Annotated in this window: 13 protein-coding genes; 5 read left to right on the plus strand and 8 right to left on the minus strand. The window is 71.4% G+C overall.

Translation table 11 applies throughout. The features are described 5' to 3' along the window. The first annotated feature begins 194 nt into the window (after positions 1-194). Positions 195-350 (plus strand): hypothetical protein, encoded by a 156-nt coding sequence (locus tag IEZ25_RS03730; protein WP_191198014.1) that lies wholly within the window; start codon positions 195-197, stop codon positions 348-350. A 6-nt stretch (positions 351-356) separates the two neighbouring features. On the opposite strand, the gene IEZ25_RS03735 is transcribed toward IEZ25_RS03730, so the two are convergent. The 3 genes from IEZ25_RS03735 to IEZ25_RS03745 are packed head-to-tail and all read right to left on the minus strand — an operon-like array spanning position 357 to position 3480. Further along, positions 357-938 carry a LysR family substrate-binding domain-containing protein gene (locus IEZ25_RS03735; RefSeq protein WP_191198015.1) on the minus strand — a complete coding sequence of 194 codons (582 nt, stop codon included), beginning with the start codon at positions 936-938 and terminating at the stop codon, positions 357-359. Further along, the gene (locus tag IEZ25_RS03740; RefSeq protein WP_191198016.1) at positions 935-2611 is read right to left on the minus strand and encodes a bifunctional 3'-5' exonuclease/DNA polymerase; all 1677 of its coding nucleotides are present in this window, start codon (positions 2609-2611) and stop codon (positions 935-937) included. Before IEZ25_RS03740 ends, IEZ25_RS03735 begins: the two co-directional genes overlap by 4 nt. Before the next feature lie 29 nt (positions 2612-2640). Beyond that, positions 2641-3480: a helix-turn-helix transcriptional regulator gene (locus IEZ25_RS03745; protein WP_191198017.1), complete on the minus strand. Its 840-nt coding sequence runs from the start codon at positions 3478-3480 to the stop codon at positions 2641-2643. A gap of 112 nt (positions 3481-3592) precedes the next feature. Here IEZ25_RS03745 and IEZ25_RS03750 point away from each other — a divergent pair, with 112 nt between their 5' ends. Then, a complete protein-coding gene (locus IEZ25_RS03750) occupies positions 3593-4522 on the plus strand; it encodes an SDR family oxidoreductase (protein WP_191198018.1) in 930 nt (309 codons plus the stop codon). Positions 4523-4552: 30 nt separating this feature from the next. Then, entirely contained in the window at positions 4553-5008 is a 456-nt protein-coding gene (locus IEZ25_RS03755) for a VanZ family protein (protein WP_191198019.1), read from the plus strand. Here IEZ25_RS03755 and IEZ25_RS03760 read toward each other — a convergent pair. From IEZ25_RS03760 to IEZ25_RS03780, 5 genes are all read right to left on the minus strand, one after another. Then, a complete protein-coding gene (locus tag IEZ25_RS03760; protein ID WP_191198020.1) occupies positions 5005-5718 on the minus strand; it encodes a gamma-glutamyl-gamma-aminobutyrate hydrolase family protein in 714 nt (237 codons plus the stop codon). The genes IEZ25_RS03755 and IEZ25_RS03760 overlap by 4 nt on opposite strands. Positions 5719-5728: 10 nt before the next feature. Further along, positions 5729-6508, minus strand: coding sequence for a 3-oxoacyl-ACP reductase (locus IEZ25_RS03765; protein WP_191198021.1), 780 nt, complete (start codon positions 6506-6508; stop codon positions 5729-5731). 73 nt (positions 6509-6581) lie between these two features. Then, a complete protein-coding gene (locus IEZ25_RS03770) occupies positions 6582-7934 on the minus strand; it encodes an aldehyde dehydrogenase family protein (RefSeq protein WP_191198022.1) in 1353 nt (450 codons plus the stop codon). Positions 7935-7956: 22 nt separating this feature from the next. Then, entirely contained in the window at positions 7957-9324 is a 1368-nt protein-coding gene (locus IEZ25_RS03775) for a glutamine synthetase family protein (RefSeq protein ID WP_318152018.1), read from the minus strand. Positions 9325-9368: 44 nt separating this feature from the next. Then, on the minus strand, positions 9369-10103 hold the full coding sequence (locus tag IEZ25_RS03780) for a FadR/GntR family transcriptional regulator (RefSeq protein ID WP_191198023.1): 735 nt from the start codon (positions 10101-10103) through the stop codon (positions 9369-9371). Positions 10104-10244: 141 nt separating this feature from the next. Here IEZ25_RS03780 and IEZ25_RS03785 point away from each other — a divergent pair, with 141 nt between their 5' ends. Both IEZ25_RS03785 and glsA read left to right on the plus strand, forming a co-directional pair. Beyond that, positions 10245-11816: an amino acid permease gene (locus IEZ25_RS03785; protein ID WP_191198024.1), complete on the plus strand. Its 1572-nt coding sequence runs from the start codon at positions 10245-10247 to the stop codon at positions 11814-11816. 41 nt (positions 11817-11857) lie between these two features. Further along, positions 11858-12787, plus strand: coding sequence for a glutaminase A (gene glsA, locus IEZ25_RS03790; RefSeq protein WP_318152019.1), 930 nt, complete (start codon positions 11858-11860; stop codon positions 12785-12787). Positions 12788-12798 lie beyond the last annotated feature (11 nt).

The raw sequence follows: 12798 nt of genomic DNA on the forward strand, positions 1-12798 counted from the left end.
GGCCGGAACAGCGGCAAGGTCTCGGACACGTGTCCGGGTCCTTGTTCTGGCCGAGGTAACCCCGCTTCGCTGGCTACACGTGTCCGAGTTCTCCCCCCTAAACGGCTGGAACGAGGGCGACCTCTCGGACACGTGTGGGCCGATGGCCGGCGACGCGAGGTTCGCGACGGCCCCGGAGAGGGTAGGAGGACCACATGATCATCAACCCCGGCAGTCACGACAAGCAGGGCCCGTGGGACCCCGATGCGAAGAAGAAGTACGTCGACACGCGCTACTTCTGGGTGCTGATGCCGATGCTGCTGCTCATGGTCGGACTGATCGTGCTGGGCCAGGTCCTCGGGGGCGACTGACCCGATTCAGCGCGAGCTGTTGGGCGTACGCCCCTTCGTCACGCCCACGAACGCCTGGGTGACCTCGTCGTCACGCTCGATCCGCCAGACCAGCGCGATGGTGGTGGGGTCGAGGTCGGTGACGATCCTGCTGACCACGTCCTTGCGCTGGTGGAGGCGTGCGACCGACATCGGAAGCACGACGATCCCGGTGCCCGCGGCGACCGTCTCGATCGCCTCCTGCTCGCTCATCGGCGGCCAGTCGAGCTGGTCGACGTCAGGGGTCCAGCCGCTCGGGTGGGGTCGTACGAGCTGTTCGTCGACCAGGTCGGCCAGGGTGACCTCGTCGTCGGCCGCCGCCAGCAGGTGCTCGCGCGAGGCGACCGCCACCTGGAGCTCGTCGTAGAGCCGGACGCAGTGCAGGCCGTCGCGGTCGACGGGGAGCCGGACGATGGCCATGTCGAGGGTCTCGTCGCGGATGCCGTCGACCTGGTCGGCCTCGGTCATCGGCACGAGGTGCAGCGACTCGCGACGGCCGGCGCGCCAGCTCCGAGCCCACTTGTCGGGCGTCGCGCCGGTCACGAAGCCGACACGCAGGGGGGCGATCATGCCGACGAGCCTAGATGGCTGGAGCCGCCTGCGGGCTTGCCGGCCTCGGCGTAGGACTGCACCACGGAGACGCTGAGCGGGAAGTCGATCGGCAGCTCCCGGAACAGCAGCCGGCCGGCCGTGGCGGCCGCCTCCGTGACCTCGCCCGCCACGGCGTCGGCCAGGTGGGCAGGCGCGTGCACGACGACCTCGTCGTGGAGGAAGAACACCAGGTGGGGGCGCTCCGCCAATGAGCCGTCAGCCCCGAGGTGCCAGAGCCGGTTGCGGAGGTCGGCGATCCAGCACGAGGCCCACTCGGCGCCCGTTCCCTGGACGACGAAGTTGCGGGTGAACCGGCCGTAGGCGCGTCGGTGCCGGTCCTGGTCGGCGAGGTCGGTCGGCGGGGCCTCGGGCGACTCCTCCCAGGCGCCGTCCGAGGAGGCGCCGAGTGCCGGGCAGCCGCGCCCCAGCAGCGTCCGCACGACCTGTCCGCGCTCGCCCGCCCGGGCGGCCTCCTCGACGAGCCCGAAGGCGGCCGGGTAGCGCCGGGTCAGGTCGGCGACCATCCGGCCGCTCGCGCCGCTGGTGGCGCCGTACATCGCGCCGAGCAGGCCGAGCTTCGCGTCCTGCCGCGACGCGACCGCGCCGTCGTCCACCATGCCTTGATAGAGGTCGGCCCCGCGCGCAGCACGCGCGAGCGCCCGGTCGCCGCTCATGCCCGCGAGCACGCGCGGCTCGAGCTGGGCGACGTCGGCGACGACGAGCACCCATCCCGGGTCGGCGACCGCGGCCGAGCGAACCTGCACCGGGAACGACAGAGCGCCGCCACCGTTGGAGGACCAGCGTCCGGTGGCCGAGCCCGCGGGCTGGTAGGACGGCCGGAACCGGCCGTCACGCACCCACTCGTCGATCCAGGCCCAGCCGTTGGTCTGGAACAGGTGGGCGAGCTTCTTGTAGCGCAGGAGTGGTTCGATCACCGGGTGGTCGACCGATCGCAGCGAGTGCGCCCGGGTGTCGGTCAGCTCGATGCCGTTGCGACGCAGCGCCGCGAGGAGCTCGGGCCGTGAGTCGGGGTTGAGGCCGGGGGCCGACAGCAGGCGGCGTAGGTCGCCGACGGCCTCCTCCAGCAGTCGCGGGCGCGCGCCCCACGGCGGGCGCGGGCCGAGCAGCCCGGTCAGCAGCTCCTCGTGGACGTCGACGCGCCACGGCACCCCGGCGTACGTCATCTCGGCAGCAGCCAGCGCGCCGGCCGACTCGGCCGCCACGAGCAGGTGGAGGCGGCGGGCCTCGGGCGAGGCGGAGATCGCGGACAGCTGGCGCTCGTCCTCGAGGTCGGCGGCGAGGTGTTCGGCGGCGGCGTCGGAGCTGAACAGCACCGGGTCGCTCGGCACGGCCGGACCGAGTCGGTCCCAGCGCGTCGACTCCGGCCCGACGAGCAGGGACGCGTCGACGGCGGGCGCCCGGCGCAGCAGGTGGTGGCACAGCCTCAGGTCGTGGGCGCGCGCGACGCGGACCCCGGCGGCCAGGAGCCCGGGGTACCAGCGGGCGGTGTCGTCCCACACCCACCGCGGGCCGTCGGGCTCGCGCGCGGCGACGAACGGCGCCAGGTCGGCGAGGTCGATCTCCCTCGACGCCTCGTCGTCGGTCACCCGCACACGCTCGCCCGGCAGGCGGGAGAGCTGGATCCGGGTCATGGGGACAGCCTCGCCGACGCCACCGACGCTCAGGTGGGGGAGGGTGCCTCCACGGCGGCCAGGAGCTGGAGCGCCTCGTGGCTGGGGGTTCCCGGGGTGGCGGTGTAGACGAGCAGCGCGTGCGACTGGAAGGGGTCCTGGACGATCTGGCAGCTCAGCTCGAGCGGACCGAGCGACGGGTGCAGGTAGCGCTTGACCTCGTGCGGCCGGATGCCGACCTCGTGCGCGGCCCAGCGCTCCCGGAACTCCTCGCTCTCCTCCAGGAGCCGGTCCGCGAGACGGGCGGCCCGCGAGTCGGGGCCACGGAGCGCGAGCACGCTGCGCAGCCCGGAGGCGTACATCCGGGAGTAGAAGTCGTGGTCCTCCGGCGGGTGCAACCGTCGCACGGACGGCTCGGTGAACCACCGGTAGCCGATGCTGCGCGACGGTCCGGTCCAGCGCATCGAGTCGCCGACGAGGGCGACGCTGAGCGGCGTCTGACGCAGCGTCTCCCCGAGCTCGGTGACGATCTCGGCGGGGGTGTCGCCGAGCCGGTCGAAGATCCGCAGCATGCCGGGTGAGACGTGGTCGCCGGCGGCCTCGCGGGTCGGCGGCTGGTGCCCGGCCAGCCGGAAGAGGTGGTCGCGCTCGTCGAGGGAGAGGTGCAGCCCCTGGGCGATCGAGGCGACCATCTGCTCGGAGGGCTGCGGTCCGCGCTCGCGCTCGAGCCGGGAGTAGAAGTCCGTGGACATGTGGCTGAGCGCCGCGACCTCCTCACGTCTCAGGCCGGGCGTACGCCGACGCGCACCGCGCGGCAGTCCCACGTCCTCGGGCTGCAGCGCCTCCCGGCGGCGGCGCAGGAAGTCGGCGAGCCCGACGCGATCGATCATGGCGCCATCCTCCATGGTCCAGCGGGGCGTAGCCACGGATCGCCAGGCCGTGGCTGGGATCCCCGGTGGCGTCCATGCTGGAGGGACCGCAGCCCGACACAGAGGAGCCACCGTGCCCAGGACGTACGACCTGACCCTTCCCGACCTGACCGGCAAGCGCGCGCTGGTCACCGGCGCCAGCGACGGGATGGGCCTCGGCATGGCCGCGTCGCTGGCCGAAGCGGGCGCCGAGGTGCTGCTGCCGGTCCGCAACCGCGGCAAGGGCGAGGCTGCCGTGTCGACGATCCGTGCCCGGGTGCCCGGGGCCCGGCTGGTCCTGCACGACCTCGACCTGTCCTCGCTCGACTCGGTCGCGGCGCTGGCGGAGCGGCTGGTCACCGCGGGCGAGCCGATCCACCTGATGATCAACAACGCCGGGGTGATGACGCCGCCCGACCGCCAGACCACGGCCGACGGCCACGAGCTCCAGCTCGGCACCAACCACCTCGGCCACTTCGCCCTGACCGGCCGGCTGATGCCGGTCCTGCGTGCCGGCAGCGCCCGGATCACCTCGCAGTCGAGCATCGCCGCCCGCCGAGGGACCATCCACTGGGACGACCTCGACTGGGAGCGCTCCTACGACGGGATGGCGGCCTACCGCCAGTCCAAGATCGCCTGCGGCCTCTTCGGCCTCGAGCTCAGCCGCCGCAGTCGCGCCGGCGGGTGGGGCGTCACGAGCAACATCTCCCACCCAGGTGTCGCCCCCACGAGCCTGCTGGCCGCACGGCCCGAGGTCGGACGCGCCGACGACACCACCATCGTCAAGCTGATCCGGTGGCTCTCGAGACGAGGGCTGCTGGTGGGTACGGTCGAGTCAGCGAGGCTGCCCGCGCTGATGGCCGCCACGTCGGGCGACGACGGTGGCTTCTACGGCCCCCAGTGGCCGGGCAACGCCGGCGGTCCCCCCGGCCCGCACACGCTGTGGCCGGCGCTGCGTCGCACCGAGGACGCGGCGCGGCTGTGGGACGTCTCGGAGGAGATGACCGGGGTGTCCTTCGGCTGAGGGGCTGGGACCGACCCGGATGATGGTCGGGTGCTGCACCGTCATCCGTTCCTCAGCCTCCTGACCCTCCTCTACCTCGGGTTCATCGGGCTGGTGACGCTCACCCCCGGAGCCGACCAGCCCGACTACCAGGGGCTGGCGGCGCGGATCCTGGCGCGACTCGAGCGCTACCCCGACCTCGACCCGCTCACCAGCCGGTTGAGCGTCGAGCGGATCGAGTTCCTCGCCAACATCGGGCTCTTCGTCCCGCTGGGGGTGTTCCTGCTGCTGCTCGTCGGCTCACGCCTGTGGTTCATCGCGATGGCTGCCGGCGTGGTCCTCACGTCGATGATCGAGACCGTCCAGGAGCAGATCCCCGGCCGGGTCTCCGACCCACGCGACGTCGCCGCCAACTCCATCGGCATGTTCATCGGCATCGGGCTCGCCCTCCTGCTCACGATGCCCGCCACGATGCGACGGAAGCAGGAGCGCGGCCAGAGCAGCTAGCGACTGGCGGCGTGCTCCCGGGCGGCTGCGACGAGGCCGGTCATCAGGCCGATCTCGACCCGCGTCTCGGGGTGCCACTGGACGGCCATGCGGAACCGGTCACCCGGGGCCTCCATCGCCTCGAGCGTGCCGTCGGCCGCCCGGGCGACCGCGGTGAACCCGGGATGGGTCGCCACCGACTGGTGGTGGTGGCAGCCGACCTCGAGGCTCGCGCCGACGAGACCGGCCAGCCGCGACCCGGGCTCGGTCGCGACGTCGACGGAGCCGTACGTGTCGCCGCCGGGGGAGTGCGTATCGTGGCCGACCAGGTCGGGGGTGTGCTGGTCGAGGACGCCGCCTGCGTGGACGGCCATCAGCTGCATCCCCCGACAGATCCCCAGCACCGGCAGGCCCGCCTGCTCTGCGGCGGTGAGGAGGGCCAGCTCCCACGCGTCCCGGTCCGGCTGCCAACCGGTGGTCCGCTCGTGCGGCTCCTCGGCGTACTGCGCGGGGTCGACGTCCGCGCCCCCGGAGATGACGAGCGCGTCGATCCGCGCCACCACCAGCGAGGCAGCAGCGGGCAGGGCGACGGGCGGGAGCAGCAGGGGTACGCCGCCCGCGGCCTCGACCGCGACGGCGTACTCCGTCGGCAGCAGGTCGGCGCTCGTGTGCCACACGCCCCACGCGGCCTGCTGGCGGTAGGTCGACAACCCGACGACGGGTGCGTCCATGCGCGCCGCCTCAGAGCGGGGTGACGTAGGCGCCGGAGATCCCACCGTCGACCAGGAACGTGTTGGCGGTCATGAAGCTCGACTCGTCGGAGGCGAGGAAGAGCACCGCGTTGGCCATCTCCTCGGGCTCGCCGAAACGCCCCATCGGCACGTGCACCAGGCGACGGGCGGCGCGCTCCTGGTCGCTGGCGAACAGCTCCTTGAGCAGCGGCGTGTTGACCGGGCCGGGGCAGAGCGCGTTGACGCGGACGCCCTCGCGGGCGAACTGCACGCCGAGCTCGCGCGACATCGACAGCACGCCGCCCTTGGAGGCGGAGTAGGAGATCTGCGAGGTCGCCGCGCCCATCACGGCCACGAACGAGGCGGTGTTGATGATCGAGCCGCGCTTCTGCTCGAGCATGTAGGGCAGGGCCGCCTTGCAGCAGAGGTAGACGCTCGTCAGGTTGACCTCCTGCACCTTTCGCCAGGCGTCGAGGTCGGTGTCGAGGATCGAGTCGTCCTCCGGTGGGCTGATGCCGGCGTTGTTGAAGGCGATGTCGACCGAGCCGTAGGTGTCCTTGGCCGTCTTGAAGAGCGCGTCGACCTCCTCCTTGGAGGTCACGTCGACGTGGACGTAGGTGACCACGTCGGGTCCGCCCAGCTCGGCGGCCAGGGACTCGCCAGCGGCGTCGTCGATGTCGCCGATGACCACGCGCGCGCCCTCCTCGACGAAGCGTCGCACGGTCGCGAGCCCGATGCCGCTGCACCCGCCGGTCACGACGGCCGTACGGCCCTCGATGCGTCCTGCCATGTGTTCGTGCCTCTCCTTCTGGGTGATCGAGCAGCCGCGAGGAACGAGCGGCGTGTCGAGATCGGGTCCTGGTTCAGTGGGCGATGAAGACGTTCTTCTCCTCGGTGAACGCGTTCGGCGCGTCCGGGCCGAGCTCGCGTCCGAGGCCGGACTGCTTGAAGCCGCCGAACGGCGTCCAGTAGCGGACCGCCGAGTGGCTGTTGACCGACAGGTTCCCCGACTCGACGCGTCGTGCCACCCGGAGCGCGCGGCCGACGTCGGAGGTGAAGATCGAGCCGGACAGGCCGTAGTCGGTGTCGTTGGCCAGCGCGACGGCCTCGTCCTCGTCGTCGAAGGCCATCACCGCGACCACCGGCCCGAAGACCTCCTCGCGCCAGATCGACTCGCTGGTGTCGCGTGACTCGACGACGGTCGGCGGCAGCCACCAGCCGGGCCCGTCCGGGGCGCTCCCGGTGAAGGCGATGCTCGCGCCGTCGAGGTGGGCCTGCACGGACTCGCGCTGTCCGGCGGAGACGAGCGGCCCCATCTCGCTCCGGTCGTCGGAGGGGTCGATGACCCGCAGCGCCTTGACCGAGGTCTCCAGCCGCCCCACGAACTCGTCGTACGCCGAGCGCTGGACGAGGATCCGCGACCGGGCGCAGCAGTCCTGGCCCGCGTTGTCGAAGACGGCGTACGGCGCACTCGCGGCGGCCGCCGCGACGTCGGTGTCGGTGAAGACGATGTTCGAGCTCTTGCCGCCGAGCTCCAGCGTCACCCGTTTCACCTGGTCGGCGCAACCGGCCATGATCTGCTTGCCGACGGTCGTGGAGCCGGTGAAGCAGACCTTCCGCACCAGCGGGTGGGTGACGAAGCGCTCGCCCACGACCGATCCCTTGCCGGGCACGATGGTGAGGACACCCTCGGGCAGACCGGCCTCGAGCGCGAGCTCCCCGATGCGCATCGCGGTCAGCGGGGTCAGCTCGGCGGGCTTGAGCACGACGGTGTTGCCGGCGGCCAGGGCCGGGGCGAAGCCCCAGGCCGCGATCGGCATCGGGAAGTTCCAGGGCACGATGATGCCGACCACGCCGAGCGGCTCGTGGAACGTGACGTCGGTGCCCCCCGGCACCGGGATCTGCCGACCGAAGAGCCGCTCGGGCGCGGCCGAGTAGTAGTTGAGGCAGTCGCGGACGTTGCCCGCCTCCCAGCGCGCGTTGCCGATCGTGTGACCGGCGTTGAGGACCTCGAGCTGGGCGAGCTCCTCGAGGTGGGCGTCCACGACCGCGGCGAAGGCGCGCAGCAGCCGGGCGCGCTCGCCCGGTGCGACGTCGCGCCAGGCCGGGAAGGCGTCGTGCGCCCGCGCGATGGCGGCGTCGGTGTCCTCGAGTGACGCCGACGCGGGGGAGTGGTCGAGCTCCGCGCCGGTGCTCGGGTTGATCAGGGTGGTCATCTCTGCCTTTCAGGAGGGGAGCTCAGAGCCGCTCGAAGCCGCGGACGAGCTCCCAGTCGGTGACGGCGGCGTTGTAGGCGGCGAGCTCGATGTCGGCCATGTTGGCGTAGTGGTCCACGACCTCGTCGCCGAGGGCCGCACGGGCGACCGTGGACGCGTGGAAGCGCTCGCGTGCGTCGCCCATCGTGCCGGGCACGCGCGGCTTGTCGGAGGCGTACGCGTTGCCGGTGAGCTCCGGCTCGAGCTCGAGGTCGTGCTCGATGCCGTGCAGGCCGCCGGCGATCATCGCGGCCAGCGCGAGGTAGGGGTTGGCGTCCGCGCCAGGGATCCGGTTCTCCATGCGCGCGCCCGCACCGCGGCCCACGAGCCGCACCGCGCACGTGCGGTTGTCCAGGCCCCAGCCCAGCGTGGTCGGGGCGAAGGAGCCGTCGGCGAACCGCTTGTAGGAGTTGATGTTGGGCGCGAAGAGCAGCGTGAAGTCGGCCGCCGTCGCCAGCACGCCCGCGATGAAGCTGTCGTAGAGCGGCGTACGCGCTCCCGAGTCCTCGTCCCAGAAGACCAGCTCGCCGTCGGCGCCACGCAGGGACAGGTGGATGTGGCACGAGTTGCCCTCGCGCTGGTTGGGCTTGGCCATGAAGGTCACCGACCTGCCGTGGTGAGCCGCGATCTCCTTGGCCGCGTTCTTGTAGACGACGTGGTTGTCGGCGGTGGTGAGGGCATCGTTGAAGAGGAAGCCGATCTCGTGCTGGCCGAAGTTGCACTCGCCCTTGGCGCCCTCGACGTCGAGCCCGGCGGCGTACATGTGGTTGCGGACGTCGCGCAGGAAGGGCTCGACGCGCGTCGTGCCCAGGATCGAGTAGTCGACGTTGTACTGGTTGGCCGGCGTGAGGCCGCGGTAGCCCAGGCGGTGAGCCTCCTCATAGGTGTCGTCGTAGACGACGAACTCGAGCTCGGTCCCGGCGAGGGCGACCAGGTCGCGCTCGGCGAGGCGGTCGAGCTGCGCCTTCAAGATGGCCCGCGGCGAGGCGACGACTGGGCGGTGGTCGGCCCACTCGAGGTCGCACTGGACCATCACGGTGGCCGGGAGCCAGGGGAGGAGTCGGATGGTCTGCTCGTCCATGACGAGCTCCATGTCGCCGTAGCCCTGCTCCCACGACGTCATCGCATATCCGTCGACGGTTTTCATGTCGACGTCGACCGCCAGGAGGTAGTTGCAGCCCTCGGTGCCGTGGCCGACGACGTGGTCCAGGAAGTAGCGGCCGTGCAGCCGCTTGCCCTGCAGGCGGCCCTGCATGTCGGTGAACGCGAGGACGACGGTGTCGACGTCGCCGGCGTCGATGCGCTGGCGGAGCGCCTCCATGGTGAGGTGGCGGTCGTTGCGTGTGCTCACGTGGTCTCCGTCTCGCTGGCAGTTCGTGGGTCTGGTCGGGCGGGTCAGACGAGCAGGCCGCGCAGGAGCGCGGCGGTGTCGTCGCAGTGGTCCTCCATGACCTTCCGCGCGCGTTCGGGGCGCCCGGCGAGGATGGCGCGGCACACCAGACGGTGCTGGTGGTGGGAGTGGCCGATGTTGGGCTCGAGGGCCGGGATGGCGGCGAGCATCTGGTCCAGGGTGGACTGCACCGAGGTCACCGCCTCCTGGAGCCGCGCCGACCCGCTCAGGGAGGCGATGGTCAGGTGCAGCCGGGAGTCGGCCTGGCGGTGGGCGCGCTTGCCCGTGGCGTCGTGGACCGCGGTCTCGGCGGCCGCGAGCTGCTCGCGGTCGGCGTCCGTGAGCTCGTGGCTGGCGGCGAGGTGCGCGGCGCCCGGCTCGGCGACGCGCCGGAACTCCAGTGCGTCGAGCCACTCGGACTTCGTGGCGGCCGAGACCCGGGAGAGTCCACCGGTGAACCGGCCGCGCGCCTGCGACGTCACGGTCGACCCGCCACCGCGCCCGCGCCGTGTCTCGACCAGACCTGCCTGCCGCAGCGCGGCGATCGCCTCGCGCAGGGTCGCGCGACTCACGCCCAGTCGCTCGGCGAGCTCGCGCTCGGGAGGGAGCAGGCTGCCGACGGGATAGACCCCGAGCCGGATCGCCGTCGCGAGCTGCTCGACGCACCCCTCGAACGCGTGGTGCCCACGCACCGGTCGCAGCACGGCAGCCGTGAGGTGCTCGTGCGGCTGCGCGGTCATGTGAGCAGTGTCGCAGGTTCACCGAACAGGTCAATGGTCGGAGTTCATACCAATTTGCCGGAGTTCTGGCCCGAAGTATTCACAAGGCGTTCCGCCAGGTCTAGGTTGCCGATCACCCACTGACGCCGCGAGAGGTGCGACATGTCTGCTGAGCCCGCTGCCGAGCGCCACCTGAGCGAGGACGAGGAGCACCTGGCCAAGCTCGGCTACAAGCAGGAGCTCGCCCGCTCCTGGTCCGGCTTCTCCAACTTCGCCATCTCGTTCTCGATCATCTCGATCCTCGCCGGCTGCCTCACCACCTACGGCGCCGGCATCGCCAACGGCGGCCCGGTCTCGATCTCCTGGTCGTGGCCGATCATCTCGGTCTTCATCCTGATCATCGGCTTCACGATGTCCGAGCTGGTCTCGGCCATGCCGACCTCGGGCGGCATCTACTACTGGGCCTCCAAGCTCGGCGGCCCGGCGGCCGGCTTCTTCACCGGCTGGCTCAACCTGATCGGGCTCATCGCAGTGACCGCCTCCGTCGCCTACGGGTGCGCGACGTTCTTCGAGCTGACCTTCCTGGCCTGGGGCTGGATGGACGAGTTCTCGCTGAACACGGTCTTCGTGATCTTCCTCGTGATCCTGGTGTTCATCACGGTGGTCAACATCTTCTCCAGCCACCTGCTGGCCCTGATCAACAACGTCTCCGTGTGGTGGCACGTCGCCGGCGCTGCGTTCCTCGTGCTCGTCCTCGTCATCGTCCCGGACGACCACCTGAGCATCTCCCAGGTCTTCACCGACACCTACAACGGCTCCGGCTGGTCCGACGGGTCCACGAGCAACCTGGTGTTCTTCTTCGCCATCATCCCGTTCGGCTTCATCCTCACCCAGTACACGATCACCGGGTTCGACGCCTCGGTGCACCTGTCCGAGGAGACCCAGGGCGCTGCCAAGACGGCCGCGCGCGCCATCTGGCAGTCGATCTTCTACTCCGCCATCGGCGGCTACGTCCTGCTGCTCGCGGTGACCTTCGCGATCCCGAAGGTCGACGGGGTGCCCGACTACGCCAGCATCCCGGCCGGCGGCGTGGCGTACGTCTTCGACACCGCGCTCGGATCGACCTGGGGCGGTCTGCTGCTCTTCATCTCGTCCTGCGCGCAGCTCTTCTGCGCGACCGCCTGCCTGACCTCCACGTCGCGGATGATGTTTGCCTTCAGCCGTGACCGCGCAGTGCCCGGATCACGGTTGTGGTCCAAGGTCAACGCCCAGCGCACCCCGGCCAACGCCGTCATCTTCGCCGCGGTCCTCGGCGCCCTCATCACGCTTCCCGCGCTGAAGTCGGTCAACGGCATCCCGACCGCCTTCTACGCCGTCACCTCGGTCTCGGTCATCGGCCTCTACTTCTCCTTCGCCGTCCCGATCTTCCTGCGCTGGCGCGCCGGCGACTCGTTCGAGGTCGGCAGCTGGAACAACGGCAGCAAGTACAAGTGGATGAACCTCGTCGCCACGATCGAGATCGTCGTCGTCGGCATCATGTTGATGCTCCCGACCTCACCCTTCGGTGCGCCGTGGCGCGACGAGTTCGACTGGGCGGCCGTGAACTACGCGCCGTTCATGGTGCTCGGCGTGCTGGTCCTGCTGGCTGTCTGGTGGGCGGCCTCGGCCAGGCACTGGTTCAAGGGACCCGTGCAGACCATCGACCAGGCGGTCGTGGAGGCCTTCGACGAGTGACGCCGGCCCGGCGACGGGGAGGTCGTCCGTAGGGTGCATGCGTGCCGCACCATCTCGATGACCTGACCTCTGCGCTGGCCGCCGAGCGCGAGCGCCTGCTCCCGGACACCTCGGGGACGATCCACGACCAGCGGCTGGACGACGGCGGCGAGCGCTGCTTCGCCTTGGCGACGACGACGGTCGACGGGCGGCTCAGCCACACGCAGGACGCCGATGTCGGCTTCCCCATCCAGTCCGTCGTCAAGCCGTGGATCTACGGCGTGGCGCTCCTCGACCACGGGGACGGCGTGCACGACCTCGTGGGCGTCGAGCCGACCGGTGAGCCCTTCGACGCGGTGGTGCTGGAGGAGGGGACCGGCCGGCCACCCAACCCGATGGTGAACGCCGGTGCGCTGCTGACGTCGTCGCTCGTCGCGGGACGCGGTGTGGACGAGCGCGTCGCCCGGGTGCTCGAGGTCTGCTCCGGCGCCGCGGGTCGCGCGCTGTCGGTGGACGAGGGCGTCGTGGCGACCGAGCTCGAGCAGGGGGACCGCAACCGGGCCCTCGGCTTCCTGATGCGGGCCGGTGGAACCATGTCCTGCTCGGTGGAGGACGCGCTGGAGGTGCTGGCGCGGTGCTGCGCGATCACGGTCACCGCTGCCGACCTGGCCACGATGGCCGGCACCCTGGCGACGTGGGGCGTGCGCCCCGGCTCGTCGGAGCGGGTGCTGCCCCAGAGCGTGGTCACCGACGTGCTCAGCGTGATGGCGACCTGTGGCATGTACGACGGCAGTGGCAGGTGGGTCCACCGCGCCGGGCTGCCGGCGAAGTCCGGCGTCTCGGGGGGCGTGATGGCCGTGGCGCCCGGGATCCTGGGCCTGGGCTCGTACAGCCCGCCCCTCGACGACCACGGCAACAGCGTGCGCGGCCTGCGCGCGGGCGAGCAGCTGTCGGTGTCGTGGGGGCTGCACCCGTTCGGCCCGCCCCGGTAGCACCGGCGTGC

Source organism: Nocardioides hwasunensis, from assembly GCF_014779665.1.
GTDB lineage: Bacteria > Actinomycetota > Actinomycetes > Propionibacteriales > Nocardioidaceae > Nocardioides > Nocardioides hwasunensis.

What these genes read in the sequence shown, in the direction of transcription:
- IEZ25_RS03730 (WP_191198014.1), top strand. Translation starts at nt 195, where the DNA reads ATGATCATCAACCCCGGCAGTCACGACAAGCAGGGCCCGTGGGACCCC.
- IEZ25_RS03735 (WP_191198015.1), bottom strand. Translation starts at nt 938, where the DNA reads ATGATCGCCCCCCTGCGTGTCGGCTTCGTGACCGGCGCGACGCCCGAC.
- IEZ25_RS03740 (WP_191198016.1), bottom strand. Translation starts at nt 2,611, where the DNA reads ATGACCCGGATCCAGCTCTCCCGCCTGCCGGGCGAGCGTGTGCGGGTG.
- IEZ25_RS03745 (WP_191198017.1), bottom strand. Translation starts at nt 3,480, where the DNA reads ATGATCGATCGCGTCGGGCTCGCCGACTTCCTGCGCCGCCGCCGGGAG.
- IEZ25_RS03760 (WP_191198020.1), bottom strand. Translation starts at nt 5,718, where the DNA reads ATGGACGCACCCGTCGTCGGGTTGTCGACCTACCGCCAGCAGGCCGCG.
- IEZ25_RS03765 (WP_191198021.1), bottom strand. Translation starts at nt 6,508, where the DNA reads ATGGCAGGACGCATCGAGGGCCGTACGGCCGTCGTGACCGGCGGGTGC.
- IEZ25_RS03770 (WP_191198022.1), bottom strand. Translation starts at nt 7,934, where the DNA reads ATGACCACCCTGATCAACCCGAGCACCGGCGCGGAGCTCGACCACTCC.
- IEZ25_RS03780 (WP_191198023.1), bottom strand. Translation starts at nt 10,103, where the DNA reads ATGACCGCGCAGCCGCACGAGCACCTCACGGCTGCCGTGCTGCGACCG.
- IEZ25_RS03785 (WP_191198024.1), top strand. Translation starts at nt 10,245, where the DNA reads ATGTCTGCTGAGCCCGCTGCCGAGCGCCACCTGAGCGAGGACGAGGAG.